Origin of the sequence: Streptomyces sp. NPDC060031 (assembly GCF_042736805.1) — a bacterium.
In the GTDB taxonomy this organism is placed as follows: domain Bacteria; phylum Actinomycetota; class Actinomycetes; order Streptomycetales; family Streptomycetaceae; genus Streptomyces.
The window spans coordinates 40,597-61,756 of sequence record NZ_JBHWVM010000012.1 but is presented as its reverse complement, the minus strand read 5'-3'; the positions used below and the strand labels follow the sequence as shown (position 1 = coordinate 61,756).

Here is a 21,160-nt window from a genome sequence, read left to right as displayed (position 1 = left end):
CTGAAAATACGTGCGAGGGACGCACGAGCCGGTCGGAGGTCGCAAGGATGGTGGGTTCGCGCTGGTCGGCGGCGTCGCCGGGGCGCAGGCGGGGGTCGGAACTCGAACGGGCGATTCTCGACGCCGCGTTGGAACAGCTGAGCACCGTTGGCTGGAACGCGCTCACCATGGAAGGTGTGGCGGCCGGTGCGCACACCGGCAAGGCGGCGCTGTACCGGCGCTGGCCCGCGAAGCCCGACCTGGTGGCCGACGCGCTGCGCACCGCGCTGCCGCCGCTGGGCGAGATCGGGGACCTCGGCTCGATCCGCGAGGACTTGTACGAGCTGTGCGTGCGGATGCGGGACGTGATGCATTCCAGGGCCGGACAGGCCTTGCGGGCGGTCCTTCACGAGTGCGACCAGACGCAGGCGGACCGGTTCCACGGGATCATCCGGGCCGGGCTGCACGAACCGGCCCACTGCTTGATCCGGGCGCTTGTGCAGCGGGGGATCGAGCGGGGCGACGTCCGGTCGGAGGCGACCGGTCCGCTCGTCGTGGACGTCATTCCGGCGATGATGATGTATCGCGCGAAGATGTGCGGCAGCGAATGGACTGAAGCGGATATCGCGGAGATGATCGACGAGGTGATGGTGCCCCTGCTCCGCTCGTGACCCGGTGCGGCACATCGGTGACGGGGGCGGGGTGTGCAGGCGGCGCGGGGCGGCGTACCCTTGCTGGCGCCATGCCGTACGAAGCACCCACCCACACCGTCGAGCGCTCCCTCCGTGCAACCACCGGCGCCAAGGTCATCGCCGGGGTCGACGAAGTCGGACGAGGGGCCTGGGCCGGTCCCGTCACCGTGTGTGCGGCGATCACCGGTCTGCGCCGGCCGCCCGACGGGCTGACCGACTCGAAACTACTCACCCCCAAGCGACGCGACGCGCTCCTCGATGTCCTGGAGAGCTGGGTCACCGCGTACGCGCTGGGGCACGCCTCCCCGGAGGAGATCGACGCACTCGGGATGACCGCGGCCCTGCGGCTCGCCGCGGAGCGCGCGCTGGAGGCGCTGCCGGTCCGGCCCGACGCGGTGATCCTCGACGGCAAGCACGACTATCTCGGCCGGCCCTGGCAGGTCCGTACGGTGATCAAGGGCGACCAGTCCTGCATTTCCGTTGCCGCGGCTTCGGTGATCGCCAAGGTCCGGCGCGACCGGATGATGGCGGAAATCGGCGGACAGGGCGGCGGAATTGAGGATTTCGCTTTCGCCGCCAACGCCGGATATCCCTCGCCAGTGCACCGGGCGGTGCTGGAGGAACGGGGTCCGACCTCGTACCACCGGCTCTCGTGGTCCTACCTCGACGCGCTGCCGCGCTGGCGCCACCTCAAGAAGGTGCGGCGCAGCGAGGAGTCGATGGAACTGGAAATCGGAGGCCAGCTCGGCTTCGATTTCTGATCGCACCCATGTGCCGCCTGCCGGTACGTTTCGTACCGGTGTTTGATAGATGTCAACTCATGCCTCTCACCCCCGCCCCCGAGGAGCCTCAGATTCACGAGAGTGCCCAGGGTCCCCGCGTGACGCCGGCCGCGAGCCGCACCGCGCAGACCCCCCGCCCCGTACCTGGTCCGCGTCCCGCCGCCGTCCCGCGGCCCGGGCGCCCCGGTCCCTCCCCCGCAGCGGCAAGCCGCGCGGGTGGTACCCCCATGCCCACACCGCCCGCGCAGCGTGCTCCGCAGGCCACCGCCGGGCCCGCTCCGGCGGCCCCCACCGCGCCGTCCGTCTCCGCGGCGGTGCCGCAGGTCCAGCTGATCCCGGCCTCCGCCGAGGGTGCGCTGGACGCGGCCGAGGAGGCCGTGGACCTGCTGCTCGACACCGGGCGCGCGCCCGGCGACATCCTGGTCCTCACCACCGGCGACGCGCACCCGTGGGCCGCGCACGAGCTGTCCTTCGGCGAGGCCGCGTACTGGGCCCTGCACGATGCCGGGGACGACGTGTTCTACGCGGACGCCGCGCAGGTCCAGCGCGCCGCGGTCCGTCCCGTCGTGGTCTTCGCGGCCAACGGCGGACCGGTCGACGCGGCCGCCGGCGCTCTGCCGGTCGCGCTCGCGCGAGCCGGTGCGCTGCTGATCGTGTGCGGTGACCCCAAGCAGGTCAACTCCTTGCTGGGTGCGGGCGTCTGACGCCCCGTTCCCGGCGCGGGCGAGGAGTGGGGCGGGCGCGCAGCCGGTCCCGCTGAAGTCCGAGGCCTGACCCGACCGTACGCCCGAATCCGGGTGTACGGCCGTTGGGCATGCCCGGGTGTGGGCGCTGTGGGGGTACGGATGCTGCGGCCGGTGGTCGGGGCCCCGGTTGAAGAGGCCCGGTCGGCTCGGTGGTTCGGTCGGCTCGGTTGGTTCGGTCGCTCGGCTCGGTCGGCTCGTCAGCTGGTCGGCGGAGGCGTCAGCGTGCCGCGGTGCGCCGCAGGGCCTCGGTCGCACCGCCGCCGGCGTGCAGCGCGAGCGGGGCGAACTCCGTCACCACGTCGCCGAGGCGCTCCGGCCGCGATTCCGAGCTGGGCCGCCGGCCGCCGCGCCCCTCGCCCAGCACCTGCCAGCCGCCGCGGGTCAGGGTGATGTAGGCGCCGCAGCGCAGCCCGTGCAGGGTGCAGGCGTCCCGCAGTCCCCACATCCAGGCCCCGTCGTCCTCGGTCCAAAGCTCGTCGCCCTCGCGGCAGTGCATCAGCACCACCGTCCGCACCGGCGTCCGCCGACGCAAGTCGTGCGGGATGACCCGGCGCAGGCGGGAGAGCAGCGCGTTGCGGTAGTCCCAGCCGTCGGCCGACGCCGTGCGCTGCGTGAAGGAGGCGCTCGCGACGAGCTGTTCCTCCGGTCCGAGGACGGCGAGCACCACGGTGGACGGCACGGGGCTGTGCCGGGAGTGCAGACCGCTGACGACCTCCCGCGGGTTGCGCAGCAGGGGAATCCCGGCCGCGGTCCACTCGGCGGGTTCCAGCAGTCTGCCGTGCCGGCTGGTGCCACCGGTGGCCATGGCCAGGGACGCGGTCGAGGGCGGGGCGAATCCGAAGGTCACGGTCCTCCCTTCGGGTACACGCCCGCGGACGGGCACGGCTGGCTGAGGGCGCGCCGCAGCGCGGCCCAGGAGGGTGCCGACGAGCCGAGCGGGAGCACTCCGATTCTCGCGTGGCTGTTGAGCATGCGGCAACGAGCAATTGGCGCCGCCGACCGGAATTCGCCGGTATGCCGTTCATATCCTTGCCCCGCCACGCCGTTGATGACGCATCGGGCTACGGCTGGAGCGCCAGTACCAGCGGGAACACCCCCTTCGCGCCCGCCCGACGCAGGAGCCTGGCGGCCACGGCGAGGGTCCACCCGCTTTCCGCCCGGTCATCCACGAGGAGAACCGGACCCGCTGCCTCTGCGAGTGTCGCAGCGAGGGCCGGGGGAACGGTCAACGCCTGGTGGAGGCCGCGCACCCGCTGGGCGCTGTTCGAGGAGGGCAGCCCGAACTCCGGCGCCTGGTCCGTGTACGCGAGCGCCCCGAGCAGCGGCATCCGTCCGACCTCCGCGATCCGCGCGGCCAGCGAACCGACCAGCTGGGGACGGCTGCGCGAGGGCAGCGCGACCACACCGACCGGCCGGCCGGGCGCGTCCGGGGCCCCGGACGCCCAGCCGCCCGGCCCCCGTGCCCAGTCCGCCAGCACGGCCACCACGGCCTGCGCGACATCGTCCGCGATCGGCTGGTCGGAAGCCTGCGGCGCGAGCATCGGCCGCAGCCGGTTGCCCCAGCCGATGTCGGAGAGCCGGCCCAGCGCCCGCCCGGTGAAGGCCTGTTCGCCCACCGGGATCTTGCCCTTGAGGTCCACGCCGACCGCGGCCAGTCCCGTCGGCCACATCTTGCGCGGCTCCAGCTCCACCCCGGGCCGGCCCAGCTCCCCGCGGGCGGTGTCCAGCGCGGTGGAGGAGACCTCCGCCGTGAACCGGGCCCCGGCGCAGTTGTCGCAGCGGCCGCACGGTGCGGCCTCCTCGTCGTCGAGCTGACGGCGCAGGAACTCCATGCGGCACCCGGTGGCCGCCGCGTAGTCCCGCATCGCCTGCTGCTCGGCGGCCCGCTGCCGGGCCACCCAGGCGTATCGCTCGGTGTCGTACGCCCACGGCTCGCCGGTGGAGGTCCAGCCGCCCTTCACCCGGTGCACCGCGCCGTCCACGTCGAGGACCTTGAGCATGGTCTCCAGCCGGGTGCGGCGCAGGTCGACCAGCGGCTCCAGAGCGGGCAGCGACAGCGGCCGGCCCGCCTGGGCCAGGACTTCCAGGGTGCGGCGCACCTGCTGCTCCGGCGGGAACGCCACCGAGGCGAAGTACTGCCAGATCGCCTCGTCCTCGCGGCCGGGCAGCAGCAGCACCTCCGCGTGCTCCACACCACGGCCGGCGCGGCCGACCTGCTGGTAGTAGGCGATGGGGGAGGAGGGCGAGCCCAGGTGCACCACGAAGCCGAGGTCGGGCTTGTCGAAGCCCATGCCCAGCGCGGACGTGGCCACCAGGGCCTTGACACGGTTGGCCTGGAGGTCGTTCTCGGCCTGCTCGCGGTCGGCGTTCTCGGTCTTGCCGGTGTACGAGGAGACCGTGTGCCCGCGGTGTCGCAGGTACGCGGTGACCTCCTCGGCGGCGGCGACCGTCAGCGTGTAGATGATCCCCGAACCGGGCAGCTCGGCGAGGTGGTCGGCGAGCCAGGCCAGCCGGTGCGCCGCGTCGGGCAGCGTCAGCACCGCGAGGCTCAGGCTCTCCCGGTCCAAGGCGCCGCGGAGCACCAGGGCGTCCGTGCCGGCCCCGGTGCCCAGCTGCTCGGCGACGTCCGCGGTCACGCGGGCATTCGCCGTGGCGGTCGTGGCCAGCACCGGGACGCCCGGCGGAAGATCGGCCAGCATGGTGCGCAGGCGCCGGTAGTCCGGGCGGAAGTCGTGCCCCCAGTCGGAGATGCAGTGGGCCTCGTCCACCACGAGCAGGCCGGTGGCGGCGGAGAGCTTGGGGAGCACCTGGTCGCGGAAATCGGGATTGTTGAGCCGCTCCGGACTCACCAGCAGGACATCCACGTCGCCCGCGGCGATCTCGGCCTGAATTCCCTCCCATTCCTCGGGATTGGCCGAATTGATGGTGCGGGCGCGGATACCCGCCCGGGCCGCGGCTTCGACCTGATTTCGCATCAGCGCGAGCAGCGGGGAGACGATCACGGTGGGGCCGGCGCCGCTCGCCCGCAGCAGCGAGGTGGCGACGAAGTACACCGCGGACTTGCCCCAGCCGGTGCGCTGCACCACCAGGGCGCGCCGCTTGTCCGCGACGAGGGCTTCGATCGCCCGCCACTGGTCCTCGCGCAGCCGGGCGGTGCCCGTGGGGTCGCCCACGAGACGGGCCAGTACGGAGTCGGCCGAGGACCTCAGGTCTGCGTTCATGCCCCCATGCAACCCGATGCCTCTGACAAAGCGCCAATGCCGCTCGCGGCCTGTGGATGTTGAATACCGCAACGATTCGGGAGTTATCCACAGGGGTTTTCGGATCGGATCTTGCGCGGGACCGTCGGGGCATGACGAACAACCACGAAGCACGCACCCCGTCCGGACGGCCTGCCGTCAGCCCCTCCGGATCCCCCGACGACCCCCGGATCACCCTGCGCAGCCCGGCCGAGCTGGCCGACGCGCTGCCCTACATGCTCGGCTTCCACCCGACCGACTCCCTCGTCATGGTCGCCGTGCACGGCGAGGGCGGGCGCTTCGGCGGCCGTCTCCGCGTCGGCATCCCGACCGACACGGCGGAGTGGGAGGACATCGCCCGGCAGGCCGCCGAGTGCCTGGTCCGCGGCAGTGAGCGGCGCGGAGACAAGCCCGACGGCATCGTCGTCTACCTCTGCCAGGACCCCTGCGGCGAGGAGAGCGGGCAACGGGTGATGACCCGGCTGCGCCCGCTCGCCCAGCGGATCCGGCTGGCCTGTGGAGCACTGGACGTGCCCGTGCTGGAGGCCCTGTGCCTCTCCGGCGGGCGGTACTGGTCCTACTGCTGCCCCGATGAGCGCTGCTGCCCGGCCGAGGGCAACGCCCTGGCAGCGCCCGGAACCTCGGTGATGGCCGCGGCGGCCACCTTCGCCGGGCTTCAGGTCCGGGGCTCGCTCCGGCAGATCGAGGGGCGGCTGACACCGATGCCCGGCCGGGCGGCCGCGGAGATGGAGCGGGCTCTGGACCGCGCGGCCGCCGCACTGGTGCCGAAGATCCTCGACGGGGCCACCCGGGAGGAGGTGGGCGCCGAGACCGTCACGCTGGCCCGGGCCCTGATGCAGCGCATGACCCTCGCCCCGCCCGTCGAGGGCGGGCCCGGCGCCGACGACTGGGACGACGCGCTGCTCGGGCACGACGAAGCCGCCTCGCTGATCCTCGGGCTGCAGGACCGCGAGATCCGGGACATCGCCGCCGAGTGGATGGAGGACGAGGAAGCAGCACCCGCCCTGCGCCTGTGGCGGGCCCTGGCCCGGCGCTGCGTGGGGGCCTACGGGGAGCATGCCGCGGCCCCGCTCACCCTGGCCGGCTGGGTGTTGTGGTCCACCGGGGACGAGCCGACCGCCCGGATCGCGCTCAGCCTGGCGCTGCGGGCCGACTCCGAGTACCGGTTCGCCCAGCTCCTCCACCACGCCTGCAACGAGGGCATCGACCCCGAGGGGCTGCGGCACTGCCTGCGCGAGGAGCGGCGCCGCCGGGAGCCGCGGCGCAAGCGCCCGACGGCCGGCACCCGCCCGCCGGGCCGCCGAGTCCGCACGGCCCGCCGCGAGTCCCGCCGCACCGCGGGGAGCGACCAGTGAGCCGGGGCCGGCGCGGCCCCGCCTGGCGGCTGCGCCGTGCGGTGGGCGCCGCGCTCGGCCGAAGGCTCCCACCCGGGCGGGCGCAGGGGCCGCCGGGGCCCGTGACCCGGGCGGGGGTGGGGGCGTTGCGCTGGGGGGCGGTGAGGGCCCGGCCGCGCCGCCGCCCAGCCGAACCGACCGGAGCGCAGACAAGGCGACGCATGTCTCACCCCGTACCCCCCGCCCGTGTACCTCCCTCCCGCAGGTCCGACCTGCCGCCCGTGCACGGCGCCGTGATCTGTCTCGCCGCGCCCTGCCTGGTCATCTCTCCGGAGCACGGTCAGCTCACCGGGCGGGGGATCGACGGGATCTACCGCTCCGGCCGTCGGCTGCTCTCCCGCTGTGTGCTGCGCGTCGGCGGCCGGGATCCGGTCGCCGTCCAGGGGCGCAGCCTCGGCGCCGACCGGGCCTCCTTCACCGCCACGGTGCGCACCGGAGCGGAGGCCGGCCCCGATCCCGATGTCGGCGTCGAGCGGGTCCGGCACGCGGACGGAACCGAGCGGATCACCCTGCGCAGCTTCACGGCCCGGCCGCTGCGGCTGCCCGTGGAGGTCTCGCTCGGCACCGACCTCGCGGAGCTGGCCGACGTGGCGGCCGGGCGGGCGGGGCCGGAGCTGCCCGCCGGGGTGCATGCCGCCGGGCTGCGCTGGAGCACCGGCCGGGAGCAGGCCGTCACCTCGGCCGAGCCGCCGCCGGACGACGCGCTCGCCTCGGCCGGGCTGCTGCGCTGGGAGCTCGAACTGGCACCCGGCGAGTCCCGCACGATCGAGCTGCGGACCACGCGGGGCCGCAGTGCGCGGGCCCCCGCCGGGCAGGTGGCCAACCCGCTGGCCGATGCCCGCGCCGAGGGTGACGACCCGAGGGCCGAAGCGTGGTTCCGGACCAGTGTCGACGACCTCGGTGCGCTGCTGCTGAGGGACCTGCGGGAGCCGGCCGACGCCTACGCGGCGGCCGGGGTGCCGTGGCGCCTCGGCCTGGCCCCAGCGGAATCGCTGTGGGCCGCCCGGATGGCGCTGCCGCTCGGCACCGGGCTCGCCGCGGCCACCCTGCGCACCCTCGCCCGGACCCAGACCGGCGGCCGGGGATCCGACGCGGGGAAGGTTCCGGGGCCGCTGCGCGGGGCGGGACCGCAGCTGCCGCCGAGCTGCACCGGGACCGAGGCGACGCTCGCCTTCCCGGCGGTGCTCGCCGAAGCCCGCCGATGGGGGATGCCCGAGGCGGAGGTGGCCGGGCTTCTCCCGGCCGCCGAGCGGTGCCTGGACTGGCTGCGGGGGGCCCTGGGGGCGGACGGGTTCCTGGCCGACCCCGATCCCGGGCCGCGCCGCTGCGAAACCCAGGCCCACGCCCACCGGGCCGCCCTGCTCGGCGCCGACCTGCTCGACGGGTGCGGCCGGCCCGGAGCCGAGGAGTGGCGGGAGTGGGCCGCCGAGCTGCGGGAGCGGTTCCGGGCCGGGTTCTGGGTCGACGGGCTGGACGGCGGCCGGCCCGCCGCGGCCCTGCACCCCGACGGGCGCCCGCTGCCCCGGCTGACGGGAGCCGCCGCGCACCTGCTGGACACCGGGCTGCTCGGCGGCGGCCGGCTCGCGCCGGGGCTGCTGGACCCGGTCCGTACCGAGCAGCTCGCGCGGCTGCTCGGGGCTCCCGCCATGGACTGTGGATGGGGGCTGCGGAGCATGGCGACCCGCGAGCCCGGGCACAACCCGTTCGGCCACCGCTCGGGTGCGGTACGGGCGTACGAGAGCGCCGTGGCGGTGGCCGGCCTGGCGCAGGCGGGCTTCGAGAAGGAGGCCGCCGGGCTGCTCCGCGGGCTGCTCGACGCGGCGGAGAGCTTCGGGTACCGGCTGCCGGAGATGTACGCGGCCGAGCAGCGCACCGCCGGCAGCGCCCCGCTCCCGCACCCGGCGGCCTGCCGCCCGGCGGCGGTCGCGGCCGCCGCGGGCGTCCACGTGCTGACGGCCCTCGCCGGGATCCGCCCCGACGCACCGGCCGGCACGGTCGCCCTCGCCCCGCTCCCGGGCGCCCCGCTCGGCGCGCTGCGGCTGTCGGGGCTGCGCGTCTCGGGTGAGCCCTTCGCCGTGCGGGTCAGCCGACTCGGCCTCGGCATGGTGGAGGAGGCGGCCGATGCGCTGCAACTGGGTGTCTAGGGCGGTGACCGGAGGGCTGGCACGGGCGGGGCTCGGTGATCTGATCGGCCGGGCGGGCCCCAGGTTGTATGCCGCCGCGTTCAGGATCACCAAAGCTCTGTTTATCGTCAGGCAGACGACTATGATCGCGGCATGTCGCCCTACGACCCGTCGGCCTTTCCGCCCTTCGCCGTCACCGTCGACCTGGTCGTGCTCACCGTTCGGCGCCACGCGCTCTGCGCGCTGGTCGTCCGGCGGGGTGAGCAGCCGTTCCAGGGGCGCTGGGCGCTGCCCGGAGGCTTCGTGCGCGGGGACGAGGACCTGGCGGCGGCCGCCGCGCGCGAGCTCTCCGAGGAGACCGGGCTGTGCGCGCACGACCCGGCGGAGCCCGGCGCGGGCAACGGGGCGCATCTCGAACAGCTGGCGACGTACGGCGACCCGAAGCGCGATCCGCGGATGCGCGTGGTCAGCGTGGCGCACCTGGTGCTGGCTCCGGACCTGCCCGCGCCCCGGGCCGGCGGCGACGCCAACAGCGCGCGCTGGGCCCCCGTCGACGAGGTCCTCGCCACTACCGACGGGGCGTCCGCAGGACTCGCCTTCGACCATGAGCGGATCCTCGCCGACGGAGTCGAGCGGGCCCGCTCGAAGATCGAGTACTCCTCCCTGGCCACCGCCTTCTGCCCGCCGGAGTTCACCGTCGGCGAGCTGCGCCGGGTCTACGAGGCCGTCTGGGGCGTCGCCCTCGACCCCCGCAACTTCCACCGCAAGGTCACCGGTACTCCCGGGTTCCTGGTGCCGGCCGGAGGGACGACGACCCGTCAGGGCGGCCGCCCCGCCCAGCTCTTCCGGGCCGGTGGCGCGACCCTGCTCAATCCGCCGATGCTGCGTCCGGAAGTCTGACGCTCCACCACCGACACGGGCGGACTCCCGAACCGCTTGCGTTAAAAATCGGACATATCGCGTTATCTTGTTTGCGGTATTCACACTGCCGCAGAGCGGTCTCACATCCCGCGAGAGAAGCGATGCTCCAGGCCATCGGACTCACCAGCACACCCCGTCGAGACCTCCCGCCCCTCGTGGACGACCTCACCTTCGAGGCCCGCCCGGGGCACGTGACCGCCCTCCTCGGTGAACCGGGCGCGGGCAAGACCACCGCACTGCGGCTCATGCTCGAGCTGGAACCGGGCCGCGGCGTCACCTACTTCCGCGGCCGGCCGCTGCACCGCATCCCGCACCCCGGCCGTGAGGTCGGTGTGCTGCTCGGCGACCTCCCCGGCAACCCGGCTCGGACCGTGCGCAACCAGCTGCGGATGCTGTGCGCCGCCGCGGGGGTGCCGGCTTCGCGGGCCGACACCATGCTGGAGGTCGTCGGCCTGGCGGGCCTGCGCGACCAGCGGCTCGGATCGCTGTCGCTCGGCATGGAGCGCCGGGTCGGGCTGGCCGCGGCGCTGCTCGCCGACCCCTGCACGCTGCTCCTGGACGAACCGGGCGCCGGGCTCACCCCCCGCGAGCGCGGCTGGCTGCACGCACTGCTGCGCGGCCACGCCGCACTGGGCGGCGCGGTGCTCTTCACCACCGACGACGCGAAGGAAGCCGCCCGCAGCGCCGACCGGGTCGTCAGCATCGAGGCGGGCCGGCTCGTCGCCGACCAGGACGCCGCGGAGTTCGCCCGCACCCGGCTGCGGCCGCGGGTGGCCGTGCGCACCCCGCACGCCGCCCGGCTCGCCGACGTGCTGGGCCGCGAGGCACGGGCCGCGCAGCGCGCGGTGGAGATCGTCGAAGAGAGCGGAAGCCGGCTGTCGGTGTACGGCAGCAACTGCGCCGAGGTCGGCGAGGCGGCCTTCCGGCACGGCGTCCTGGTCCACCAGCTCGCCGACGAGACCGGTGACGCCGGAGCGCCGCCTACGCTCCCGCGCGCCCGGGCCGAGGTCGGCGGCCGGGAAGAGGCCGGGGCCCCGGGCGGCAGCGGCGACGACAGCGGTGACAGCCGCCCCCGCCCCCGGCGGTCCGAGTCGGCGGTGCGCCGGGTCGGCGGTCCGCTCCGGCCGCTCCGCTACGAGCTGCACCGTGTCTTCGGCACCGCCACGCCCGCCCTCACCGCGGCCTTCGCGGTCGCCGTCTCCGTCGTCATCGCGCTGGTCCTCGCCCGCGCCGGCCAGACCCCGCAGAACCGGCTGCTCGCCGCCTGGCCGGAGCTGCTCCCACTGCCGCCCGCCGCCCTCGGCGCCGGGCTGCTCGGGGCGCTCGCCTTCGGCGAGGAGTACCGCTACCCCGCGCTCGCCGCCGACCGGGGAACCGTCCCGCGCCGGATGGGGCTGCTCACCGCCAAGCTGGGGGTCAGCGCCGCCCTCGCCCTGCTCCTCGGCGCCCTGGCCGTCGTCGCCGACGCCGCCGCCCTCGAGCTGGTCTTCGGCGGCGGCCCGCTGCGCTCCCCGGTGGAATGGGTCTCCCCGGTCGCGAGTTGGGCGGGGCTGCTCATCGGCTGTGCCTGGTCCGGGGTGCTGGCCTCCGGCGTCTTCCGGTCCGCGGCGGCGGGACTGGCCGCGGTGCTGGCCGTACCGGTGGCGGTCGTGCCGCTGGTGCGCAAGGCGCTCGACGGACCGTCTGCGTACCCGGTGGGCGGACTCGCCGCCCGGCTGCGCGGCGTGGCCTGGGCGCAGTGGCCGCCGGAGGCCGACCGCCTCGTGCTCGGCGCGCTGAGGGTGATGGCTCAACCCGTTGGCGCCGCGCTGGTGTTGTCGCTGATGGTCCTGTTGTGCGCCTATGGGTTCACAGGACTGCGCAGCAGGGTCCGTTGGTGATCATTCCGGCGCCGGAGATGTCCGCAATGAGGTCGTTGGCGTTCGTGTCGGGTGAAGCGGATCACAACTCCCCTTAAAAGGGCAGGTTTTTTACGATAAGTCGTCAATTGCGTAGGTGGCACCGATCACCCTTTCGTGTGCTTTTCACCAAAGACCTCAAGGGTCATCGAGGCACGACCGACAAAGGATTCGTGAGTACCCTTGCGCACACCATGATGACCGCCGCCCGCCACGCCGACTCCGGCATCGCCGGCCCGGGCGAACTCGACCGCTACCCCTACGCGGAGGCCCCCGGGACCGACCGTGTCGCAGTGCCCCACTGGGACGGAGGCGACGTCGAGTTGAGCCGGGTCGGCCGCCGCGCGGCCGGCAGCCGCGGCCGCGGACTGCACGGCCAACTCGTCCAGCAGCTCGGCCAGATGATCGTCTCCGGCGACCTCGGCGCGGACCGCCCGCTGGTCCCCGAGGAGATCGGCCAGCGCTTCGAGGTCTCCCGCACGGTCGTCCGCGAATCCCTCCGGGTCCTGGAGGCCAAGGGCCTCGTCAGCGCCCGGCCCAACGTCGGCACCCGGGTCCGCCCGGTCGCGGACTGGAACCTGCTCGACCCCGACATCATCGAGTGGCGGGCCTTCGGGCCCCAGCGCGACGAGCAGCGCCGCGAGCTGGGCGAGCTCCGCTGGACCATCGAGCCGCTCGCCGCCCGCCTCGCCGCCGGCCACGGCCGCCCCGACATCCAGCAGCGCCTTGCCGACATGGTCGAGATCATGGGCCACGCCCTCGGCCAGGGCGACTCCATCACCTTCGCGCGCGCCGACCACGAGTTCCACGCGCTGCTCATCCAGGTCGCGGGCAACCGCATGCTGGAGCACCTCTCCGGCATCGTCTCCTCCGCCCTCCAGGTCTCCGGCAGCCCCATCACCGCCTGTGACCGCCCCAGTGAGACCTCCGTCGCGCACCACGCACGCATGGTCGAGGCGCTCGCCGCCGGCGACGCGACGGGCGCCGAGAGTGCCATGCGCCAGCTCCTGACGGTGCATCCGGAGGTCGAGCGCGTGGTTCCCGCCCCGCGCGAGCACTGACGGGCGTACGCGCGGGGGCGCGGGGGTGCACCACCTGTCGCCGGGCCCGGTCGGGTCCGGCGACACCGGCGTCCGGCGCTCGGCAGCCCCTGTCGGCGGGAGCCGTCCGGCCCTCTCGGCCGGGCCTGTTCGGCCGCGTCGGACGCGGGGAGGACCGACGTCGGACCCGCCTGTGTGACCGTATGACCGGCATGGCCGCAAACGCGGTGTGATTCGGGCCACGAAGATTGGGCGTAACGCTCCGCGAGGTCACGCGATGACCTAAGAGGTGATGGCCGACGGAGGGAAGACAGCAGCCCTTGTGGGTGCTGTACAGCTCCCCGGCCCCTGCCCGCGCCCCCGGCCCATCCCCAGTCGGTGGTCGTCGGCTCCGGTCCAGCACCACCAGGCCCGGGGTCGGAAGCCGTTTCCATCGTTCCGAGAGGTTGTTCGTGTCGGCCAGCACATCCCGTACGCTCCCGCCGGAGATCGCCGAATCCGAGTCTGTGATGGCGCTCATCGAGCGGGGCAAGGCCGAGGGGCAGATCGCCGGCGATGACGTGCGTCGGGCCTTCGAGGCTGACCAGATTCCTGCGACCCAGTGGAAGAATGTTCTGCGCAGCCTCAACCAGATCCTCGAGGAAGAGGGTGTGACGCTGATGGTCAGTGCCGCGGAGTCGCCCAAGCGCACCACCCGCAAGAGCGTCGCAGCCAAGAGCCCCGCCAAGCGGACGGCCACCAAGACCGTGACGGCGAAGCAGACCGCGGCCGCTCCGTCCGCCGACACCCTGGCCGGCGCCGACACCACGGCCCCGGCGTCCGAGCCGCTGGCCCCGCAGGCCGCGGACGCTCTCGCGCAGGATCCCGGAACCGAGCCCGCCGCCAAGAAGACGGCGGCGAAGAAGACGGCAGCCAAGAAGACCGCACCCGCGAAGAAGACCGCGGCCAAGAAGACGGCGGCGAAGAAGACCACCGCCAAGAAGGACGCGGACGACGGCGACGAGGAGACCACCGACGAGGGTCCCGACGCCGCGAAGGCCGAAGCCGACGAGGAAGAGGAGGGCGGGGAGAACAAGGGCTTCGTCATCTCCGACGACGAGGACGACGCCCCCGCCCAGCAGGTCGTCGTGGCCGGCGCCACCGCCGACCCCGTCAAGGACTACCTCAAGCAGATCGGCAAGGTGCCGCTCCTCAACGCCGAGCAGGAGGTCGAGCTCGCCAAGCGGATCGAGGCGGGCCTGTTCGCCGAGGACAAGCTGGCCAACTCCGACAAGCTCGCGCCCAAGCTCAAGCGCGAGCTGGAGATCATCGCCGAGGACGGCCGCCGGGCCAAGAACCACCTGCTGGAGGCCAACCTCCGCCTCGTGGTCTCCCTGGCCAAGCGCTACACCGGCCGCGGCATGCTCTTCCTGGACCTGATCCAGGAGGGCAACCTCGGTCTGATCCGCGCGGTCGAGAAGTTCGACTACACCAAGGGCTACAAGTTCTCCACGTACGCAACCTGGTGGATCCGCCAGGCGATCACCCGCGCCATGGCCGACCAGGCCCGCACCATCCGCATCCCGGTGCACATGGTCGAGGTCATCAACAAGCTGGCGCGCGTCCAGCGCCAGATGCTCCAGGACCTGGGCCGCGAGCCCACCCCGGAGGAGCTGGCCAAGGAACTCGACATGACCCCGGAGAAGGTCATCGAGGTCCAGAAGTACGGCCGCGAGCCGATCTCCCTGCACACCCCGCTCGGCGAGGACGGCGACAGCGAGTTCGGCGACCTCATCGAGGACTCCGAGGCGGTCGTCCCGGCCGACGCCGTGAGCTTCACCCTCCTGCAGGAGCAGCTGCACTCGGTGCTCGACACCCTGAGCGAGCGCGAGGCGGGCGTGGTCTCGATGCGCTTCGGCCTCACGGACGGGCAGCCCAAGACCCTCGACGAGATCGGCAAGGTCTACGGAGTCACGCGCGAGCGCATCCGCCAGATCGAGTCCAAGACCATGTCGAAGCTGCGCCACCCGTCCCGTTCCCAGGTGCTGCGCGACTACCTGGACTGACCCGGACCGACCTGGACCGACCCGGACCGACCTGAACGGGCCGGGCCGGGTCCGGCCGGCGGTCATGTGGCTCGGCCCTGTGCCCGGTGGCCGTGCGCGGGTGCGCGCGACCACCGGGCATCCCACTCTGGGTGGAGCAATGCACACTCGGAGTCAGGAGGCCTCATGCGTCGTCCCTTTGCCCAGGTCCTGGCGGGCACGCTGACCCTGTTGGCGGGCACGGCGGTGGCGCCGCTGGCCGGCGCGCCGCAAGCCGCCGCGGACAGCGTGGTGATCGGCGGGAAGCCGGTGAAGGCGGCCGACAACCCCTGGGTGGTGGCCCTCGCGAGCCGTGACCGGTTCGGGGGTACGCGGGGCGGCCAGTTCTGCGGGGGCGTCGTCGTGGCCCCGACCAAGGTGCTGACCGCGGCCCACTGCCTGGGCCGCCAGGTGCTGGGCGGCCCCGTCGAGTCCGTCGCCGACCTCCGGGTGATCGCCGGGCGTACGGAGCTCAGGGCGACCGACGGCTGGGAGATCGCGGTGCGCTCGGCCAGGGTGAACCCGGACTACGACCCCGCGAGCAATGCCGGGGACCTGGCCGTACTGGAACTGGAAGAACCCGTGCCGGCGCACTTCGTCCTGCCCGTGGCCGGGGCGGGGCATCCGGCGTACGCGGCGGGGACGGAAGCCGCCGTGTACGGCTGGGGCGACACGAGCGGATTCGGTGACTATGCGTACGCACTGCGGGCCGCGCGGGTGACGGTGCTGCCCGACGAGGTGTGTGGCCGGGCCTACCCGGGGGACGCCGACGGCCAGTACCGGGCCGAGTCGATGGTGTGCGCGGGGGACCTGGAGGGCGGCAAGGACGCCTGCCAGGGGGACAGCGGCGGGCCGCTGGTGGCCCTGGGGCGGCTCATCGGGGTCGTGTCCTGGGGGCGCGGCTGCGGGCGCGCGGACAGCCCGGGGGTGTACACGCGGATCGCGCCGCTGGCCGACTTCGTGACCGGCTCGGAGACGGGCTCTCAGGGCTCGAGCGGCCCGGAGGCCCGGGGGGTGCCCGGGACGCCCCTACAACCCGCACAGGGGCCCGTCAAGGCGCCGTACGCGGGAAACCGGCCGACGTCCGGACGCTGAGACGGGGCTCGCACACGTGTCCGGACATGAGGACGGGCGGCCCCCCTGGGTCTCAGGGGTGCCGCCCGTCGACCGGCCTGGCCGGTCCTGGCTCGTCGGATGCGAGGTATAGGCCTTGTGTCAGCGGTCCTCGGTGTCGGCCGCATTCGCGGTCGGAGCGGACGTGAGCCGCTCGGTCTCATCCTGTATTTCCGCGGCGATCTTCTTGAGTTCCGGCTCGAACTTACGCCCGTGGTGGGCGCAGAAGAGCAGTTCACCGCCGCTCAGCAGGACGACGCGCAGATATGCCTGGGCGCCGCAACGGTCGCATCGGTCAGCGGCCGTCAGCGGGGTCGCGGGTGTCAGAACAGTAGTCACGTCGCCTCTTCTCTAGCTCGACGAGCTGTCGTACCAGGGTCAACATCCAACCAGGCCGAAAACGTTCCCGCTCGCGGCTTTTCCTCGAAACTTCCTTCCGAAGCTGGCCGGCTGCTGCCGGTTGGCGGCGAAGGAGCCGTATTGCGTTGCTTTACGGTTTCGCGTTGTCAGTCGTTCGCTTGTAGCAGTTCCGTCCTCCCCGGCTGAGTGCCGGTTGTTCATGAGGACGTGCCCGAACCCTAAATGGTTCATGCGTCGAAGGGAACGTGATGTTTGCTTCACTCCCACGGGGGATCGAACACCCGTGCGGGCCTGCACTAGGCTGATGAAGCGCGAGGGTGGCGTTGCATCGGCTCTACCAGGCCTCGGTACCCTCTGACCGGCAACCGAGCCACCCCTGCGCCCGACCGGGCCAGAAAAGAAATTCAGCGAGGAGCGAACTGCGTGACCGCCGACACGTCCGTGCCTTCCAGCGCACTGCTGACCGGAGCAGACCGGGACGGCTCCAACTACACCGCGCGGCACCTGCTCGTCCTCGAAGGCCTCGAGGCCGTCCGCAAGCGCCCCGGCATGTATATCGGGTCCACCGACAGCCGTGGCCTCATGCACTGCCTCTGGGAGATCATCGACAATTCCGTCGACGAGGCCCTGGGCGGGTACTGCGACCACATCGAGGTGATCCTCCACGAGGACTCGTCCGTCGAGGTCCGGGACAACGGCCGCGGCATCCCCGTGGACGTCGAGCCCAAGACCGGCCTCTCGGGCGTCGAGGTCGTCATGACCAAGCTGCACGCCGGCGGAAAGTTCGGAGGCGGCTCGTACGCCGCCTCCGGCGGCCTGCACGGCGTCGGCGCCTCCGTGGTCAACGCCCTCTCCGCCCGCCTGGACGTCGAGGTCGACCGGAACAGCTCGACCCACGCCATCAGCTTCCGCCGCGGCGTCCCGGGCATGTTCACCGAGCAGGGCCCCGAAAGCCCCTTCGACCCCGCCAACGGCCTGCGCAAGGCCAAGCGGATCGCCAAGGGCAAGACCGGCACCCGGATCCGCTACTGGTCCGACCGGCAGATCTTCCTGAAGGACGCCCGGCTCAACCTGGAGACGCTCTACCAGCGCGCCCGCCAGACCGCCTTCCTGGTCCCCGGCCTGACCCTGGTCGTGCGCGACGAGCGCGCCCTCGAAGGCGCCGGCAAGACCGAGGAGACCTTCCGCTACGACGGGGGCATCGGCGAGTTCTGCGACTACCTCGCCCAGGACAAGGCCGTCTGCGACGTGCTGCGCCTGACCGGCACGGGCACCTTCAAGGAGACCGTCCCGGTCCTGGACGACCGCGGCCACATGACCCCGACCGAGGTCACCCGCGAGCTCGGCGTGGACATCGCCCTGCGCTGGGGCACGGGGTACGAGACCAACGTCAAGTCCTTCGTGAACATCATCGCCACCCCCAAGGGCGGTACCCACGTCTCCGGCTTCGAGCGCTCGATCGCCAAGACCGTGAATGAGGTGCTGCGCTCCGCGAAGCTGCTGCGCGTGGCCGAGGACGACGTGGTCAAGGACGACGCGATGGAGGGCATGACGGCGGTCGTCACCGTCCGCCTCGCCGAGCCGCAGTTCGAGGGCCAGACCAAGGAGGTGCTCGGCACCTCGGCGGCCACCCGGATCGTCGCGGCCGTCGTCGCCAAGGAGCTCAAGGCCTTCCTGACCTCCACGAAACGGGACGACAAGCAGCAGGCCCGCGCCGTGATGGAGAAGATCGTCGCGGCCGCCCGGACCCGGATCGCGGCCCGCCAGCACAAGGAGGCGCAGCGGCGCAAGACCGCCCTGGAGTCCTCCTCGCTGCCCGCCAAGCTGGCCGACTGCCGCAGTGACGACGTGGAGCGCAGCGAGCTCTTCATCGTCGAGGGAGACTCCGCCCTCGGCACCGCCAAGCTCGCGCGCAATTCGGAATTCCAGGCGCTCCTGCCGATCCGCGGCAAGATCCTCAATGTCCAGAAGTCGTCGGTCTCGGACATGCTCAAGAACACCGAGTGCGGGGCGATCATCCAGGTCATAGGAGCCGGCTCGGGCCGCACCTTCGACATCGACGCCGCCCGGTACGGCAAGATCGTCCTGCTCGTCGACGCCGATGTGGACGGCGCGCACATCCGCTGCCTGCTGCTCACGCTCTTCCAGCGGTACATGCGTCCGATGGTCGAGGCGGGGCGGGTCTTCGCGGCCGTGCCGCCGCTGCACCGCATCGAGCTGGTCCAGCCGAAGAAGGGCCAGGACAAGTACGTCTACACGTACTCGGACAACGAGCTGCGCCAGACCCTGCTGGAGTACCAGCGCAAGAACATCCGGTACAAGGACTCGATCCAGCGCTACAAGGGCCTCGGCGAGATGGACGCGGACCAGCTGGCGGAGACCACGATGGACCCCCGCTTCCGGACCCTGCGGCGCATCAACATCGGCGATCTGGACTCGGCCGAGTCGGTCTTCGACCTGCTCATGGGCAATGAGGTCGCCCCGCGCAAGGAGTTCATCACCAGCTCCGCGGCGACCCTGGACCGTTCGCGCATCGACGCCTGACGCGGCGGAGCCGGGCGGCCTGGACGGCACACCGGTGCTCTTTGCTCCATCACCTGAAGGAGTGAAGAGCACCGGGACACCCGTCCGGAAAGCGTCCATTCCGCACATCCTTGTGGGCACGCGGCCAATGCGGCAGCGGACAAGGAGAGTTCGGTGGACAAGCACGAATGTCGCGATGCCGGAACGATCCGGCTCGACGACCCCTGGTACGACGCGCTGGCCGTCGGCTGGGGCGAAGGCGAGGAAGCGTCCCCGCCGCGCCCGATGCCCGGCGCCCGGCCGGCGCCCGGGGCGTCAGACATCTACCTCGAAGTGCAGCGCAGCGCCGCCTTCCAGGAGGTCCGCAGCCGCTACCGAAGGTTCGTCGTCCCCGCCACCGCCGGTTTCTTCCTCTGGTACGTCGCCTACGTGGGCGCCGCCACCATGGCGCCCGGGTTCATGGCCCGGCCCGTGGCGGGCGCGGTCAACGTGGCGCTGCTGGCGGGACTCGGCCAGTTCCTCAGCACCTTCCTGCTGACCTGGGCGTACGCCCGGCACGCGCGGCTGCGCCGCGACCGGGCCGCGCTCGACCTGCGCTGGACGGTCTTCGAGCAGGAGCAGGTCCGCCGGGCGGATGTCGGCGAGCGCGCCCGGACCCGGGGGGACGGCCGGTGACCGCCGAACACCAGACACTCGCGCTGATCCTGTTCAGCGCCTTCGTCGCCGTCACCCTGGGCATCACCACCTGGGTCAGCCGCAACAGGCACGGATCGGCGGAGGAGTTCTATGCGGGCGGGCGGCTGTTCTCCCCTCTGGAGAACGGTTTCGCCATCGCCGGCGACTACATGTCGGCCGCCTCCTTCCTCGGCATCTCCGGTCTGATCGCCCTCTTCGGCTACGACGGCATGCTCTACTCGGTGGGCTTCCTGGTCGCCTGGCTCGTGGTGCTGTTCCTCGTGGCCGAACTGGTCCGCAACTGCGGCCGCTTCACCCTCGCCGACGTGGTCGCCGCCCGGATGAGCGAGCGGCCGGTCCGGATCGCCGCCGGGACCTCCTCGGTGGTCGTCTCCGTGTTGTACCTCGTCGCGCAGATGGTCGGCGCGGGCAGCCTGGTGGGCCTGCTGCTCGGGAACTCGGGGACCGGCGCCCGGACGCTGGCCGTGATCGGGGTCGGTGCGCTGATGGTGGTGTACGTGTCCTTCGGCGGGATGCGGGCCACCACCTGGATCCAGATCGTGAAGGCCGTCCTGCTCATGGGCGGGGCGATCACCCTGACGGTGCTGGTGCTGCTCCGCTTCCACGGGAACTTCGACCAGCTCCTCAGCAGCGCCGCCGAGCGCAGCGGGCACGGTCAGCGGTTCCTGGGCCCCGGGCTCAAGTACGGCGGGGACTGGACGGCCCGCTTCGACTTCATGAGCCTCGGGCTCGCGCTGGTGCTCGGGACGGCGGGGCTGCCGCACATCCTGTCCCGCTTCTACACGGTGCCCACCGCGCGGGCGGCCCGCCGCTCGGTGGTGTGGGCGATCGCGCTGATCGGCGGCTTCTACCTGATGACCATCGTGCTCGGCTTCGGGGCCGCGGCGCTGCTGGGGCCGGACCAGGTCCGCACCTCCAACGCCTCGGGGAACACGGCGGTTCCGCTGCTCGCGGCGTACCTCGGCGGAGGCGCTGAATCCACCGGGGGCGCGGTGCTGTTCGCCATCGTGGCCGCCATCGCCTTCGCCACCATCCTCGCGGTGGTCGCCGGGATCACGCTCGCCTCCTCGGCCTCGGTGGCGCACGACCTGTACGCCTCGCTCAAGCGCCGGCACGCCAAGCAGCGCAGTGAGGTGGCGGTGGCCAAGGTGGCGGCCGGCGGCATCGGGGCCGTGGCCATTGCCCTCGGACTGCTCGCCCAGGACCTGAACGTGGCGTTCCTGGTGGGGCTGGCCTTCGCGGTGGCGGCCTCGGCGAATCTGCCGGTGCTCCTGTACTCGCTGTTCTGGCGCGGCTTCACCACCCGGGGCGCCGTCTGGTCGGTGTACGGGGGCCTGGTGCCGGCGGTGGTGCTGGTGGCGCTCTCGCCGGTGGTCTCCGGCAGTCCGGAATCCCTCTTCCCGGGCGTGGACTTCGGGTACTTCCCGCTCCAGAACCCGGGCCTGGTCTCGATCCCGCTGGGCTTCCTGGCGGGCTGGCTGGGCACGGTGACCTCGGCGGACCCCGCCGACGAGGCGAAGCACGCGGAGACGGAGGTCCGCTCCCTGACCGGCGCCGGGGCGGTCTGAGC

The 21,160-nt window shown here is 72.8% G+C and carries 16 protein-coding genes; 13 read left to right on the top strand and 3 right to left on the bottom strand.

All coding sequences use genetic code 11. The features are described 5' to 3' along the window. Positions 1-47: 47 nt before the first annotated feature. The 3 genes from ACFWB8_RS07755 (at position 48) to ACFWB8_RS07745 (ending at position 2,157) form a co-directional block, all read left to right on the top strand. The gene (locus ACFWB8_RS07755) at positions 48-650 is read left to right on the top strand and encodes a TetR/AcrR family transcriptional regulator (protein ID WP_385223593.1); all 603 of its coding nucleotides are present in this window, start codon (positions 48-50) and stop codon (positions 648-650) included. Positions 651-721: 71 nt separating this feature from the next. Continuing rightward, positions 722-1,432, top strand: a complete 711-nt coding sequence (locus ACFWB8_RS07750; RefSeq protein ID WP_385223592.1) for a ribonuclease HII — start codon at positions 722-724, stop codon at positions 1,430-1,432. Positions 1,433-1,491: 59 nt separating this feature from the next. Continuing rightward, complete coding sequence (locus tag ACFWB8_RS07745) at positions 1,492-2,157, top strand: hypothetical protein (protein WP_385223591.1); 666 nt, start codon at positions 1,492-1,494, stop codon at positions 2,155-2,157. A gap of 259 nt (positions 2,158-2,416) precedes the next feature. Here the strand turns inward: ACFWB8_RS07745 and ACFWB8_RS07740 are convergent, their stop codons facing one another. Further along, positions 2,417-3,046 carry a hypothetical protein gene (locus tag ACFWB8_RS07740; RefSeq protein WP_385223590.1) on the bottom strand — a complete coding sequence of 210 codons (630 nt, stop codon included), beginning with the start codon at positions 3,044-3,046 and terminating at the stop codon, positions 2,417-2,419. 214 nt (positions 3,047-3,260) lie between these two features. Further along, entirely contained in the window at positions 3,261-5,420 is a 2,160-nt protein-coding gene (locus tag ACFWB8_RS07735) for a RecQ family ATP-dependent DNA helicase (protein ID WP_385223589.1), read from the bottom strand. A gap of 131 nt (positions 5,421-5,551) precedes the next feature. Between ACFWB8_RS07735 and ACFWB8_RS07730 the strand changes: the two genes are divergently transcribed. The 7 genes from ACFWB8_RS07730 (at position 5,552) to ACFWB8_RS07700 (ending at position 15,993) form a co-directional block, all read left to right on the top strand. Next, positions 5,552-6,814 carry a DUF4192 domain-containing protein gene (locus ACFWB8_RS07730; protein WP_385223588.1) on the top strand — a complete coding sequence of 421 codons (1,263 nt, stop codon included), beginning with the start codon at positions 5,552-5,554 and terminating at the stop codon, positions 6,812-6,814. A gap of 200 nt (positions 6,815-7,014) precedes the next feature. Then, positions 7,015-8,997, top strand: coding sequence for a glycogen debranching N-terminal domain-containing protein (locus tag ACFWB8_RS07725; RefSeq protein ID WP_385223587.1), 1,983 nt, complete (start codon positions 7,015-7,017; stop codon positions 8,995-8,997). A gap of 132 nt (positions 8,998-9,129) precedes the next feature. Beyond that, positions 9,130-9,876: an NUDIX domain-containing protein gene (locus ACFWB8_RS07720; protein ID WP_385223586.1), complete on the top strand. Its 747-nt coding sequence runs from the start codon at positions 9,130-9,132 to the stop codon at positions 9,874-9,876. Positions 9,877-9,998: 122 nt separating this feature from the next. Further along, the gene (locus tag ACFWB8_RS07715) at positions 9,999-11,777 is read left to right on the top strand and encodes an ATP-binding cassette domain-containing protein (RefSeq protein ID WP_385223585.1); all 1,779 of its coding nucleotides are present in this window, start codon (positions 9,999-10,001) and stop codon (positions 11,775-11,777) included. Positions 11,778-11,914: 137 nt separating this feature from the next. Beyond that, positions 11,915-12,856, top strand: a complete 942-nt coding sequence (locus ACFWB8_RS07710; protein ID WP_385223584.1) for a FadR/GntR family transcriptional regulator — start codon at positions 11,915-11,917, stop codon at positions 12,854-12,856. A gap of 425 nt (positions 12,857-13,281) precedes the next feature. Then, positions 13,282-14,880 (top strand): RNA polymerase sigma factor, encoded by a 1,599-nt coding sequence (locus ACFWB8_RS07705; protein ID WP_385223583.1) that lies wholly within the window; start codon positions 13,282-13,284, stop codon positions 14,878-14,880. Positions 14,881-15,045: 165 nt separating this feature from the next. Further along, complete coding sequence (locus ACFWB8_RS07700) at positions 15,046-15,993, top strand: S1 family peptidase (RefSeq protein ID WP_385223582.1); 948 nt, start codon at positions 15,046-15,048, stop codon at positions 15,991-15,993. Positions 15,994-16,113: 120 nt separating this feature from the next. Here ACFWB8_RS07700 and ACFWB8_RS07695 read toward each other — a convergent pair whose 3' ends face one another. Further along, positions 16,114-16,350 carry a hypothetical protein gene (locus tag ACFWB8_RS07695; protein WP_385223581.1) on the bottom strand — a complete coding sequence of 79 codons (237 nt, stop codon included), beginning with the start codon at positions 16,348-16,350 and terminating at the stop codon, positions 16,114-16,116. Positions 16,351-16,794: 444 nt separating this feature from the next. Between ACFWB8_RS07695 and ACFWB8_RS07690 the strand changes: the two genes are divergently transcribed. The 3 genes from ACFWB8_RS07690 to ACFWB8_RS07680 all read left to right on the top strand — a co-directional run bounded on the left by ACFWB8_RS07690 (position 16,795) and on the right by ACFWB8_RS07680 (position 21,158). Further along, a complete protein-coding gene (locus tag ACFWB8_RS07690) occupies positions 16,795-18,915 on the top strand; it encodes a type IIA DNA topoisomerase subunit B (protein ID WP_385223580.1) in 2,121 nt (706 codons plus the stop codon). Between the two features lie 153 nt (positions 18,916-19,068). Further along, entirely contained in the window at positions 19,069-19,569 is a 501-nt protein-coding gene (locus ACFWB8_RS07685) for a DUF485 domain-containing protein (protein ID WP_385223579.1), read from the top strand. Then, entirely contained in the window at positions 19,566-21,158 is a 1,593-nt protein-coding gene (locus tag ACFWB8_RS07680; protein WP_385223578.1) for a cation acetate symporter, read from the top strand. The genes ACFWB8_RS07685 and ACFWB8_RS07680 overlap by 4 nt, the downstream gene beginning before the upstream one ends. The last annotated feature ends 2 nt before the right edge of the window (positions 21,159-21,160 follow it).

Bases quoted from the DNA above. Each gene is read 5' to 3' on its own strand.
- ACFWB8_RS07750 (WP_385223592.1), top strand. From the start codon at position 722: ATGCCGTACGAAGCACCCACCCACACCGTCGAGCGCTCCCTCCGTGCA.
- ACFWB8_RS07745 (WP_385223591.1), top strand. From the start codon at position 1,492: ATGCCTCTCACCCCCGCCCCCGAGGAGCCTCAGATTCACGAGAGTGCC.
- ACFWB8_RS07720 (WP_385223586.1), top strand. From the start codon at position 9,130: ATGTCGCCCTACGACCCGTCGGCCTTTCCGCCCTTCGCCGTCACCGTC.
- ACFWB8_RS07700 (WP_385223582.1), top strand. From the start codon at position 15,046: ATGCGTCGTCCCTTTGCCCAGGTCCTGGCGGGCACGCTGACCCTGTTG.
- ACFWB8_RS07730 (WP_385223588.1), top strand. From the start codon at position 5,552: ATGACGAACAACCACGAAGCACGCACCCCGTCCGGACGGCCTGCCGTC.
- ACFWB8_RS07755 (WP_385223593.1), top strand. From the start codon at position 48: ATGGTGGGTTCGCGCTGGTCGGCGGCGTCGCCGGGGCGCAGGCGGGGG.
- ACFWB8_RS07725 (WP_385223587.1), top strand. From the start codon at position 7,015: ATGTCTCACCCCGTACCCCCCGCCCGTGTACCTCCCTCCCGCAGGTCC.
- ACFWB8_RS07735 (WP_385223589.1), bottom strand. From the start codon at position 5,420: ATGAACGCAGACCTGAGGTCCTCGGCCGACTCCGTACTGGCCCGTCTC.
- ACFWB8_RS07715 (WP_385223585.1), top strand. From the start codon at position 9,999: ATGCTCCAGGCCATCGGACTCACCAGCACACCCCGTCGAGACCTCCCG.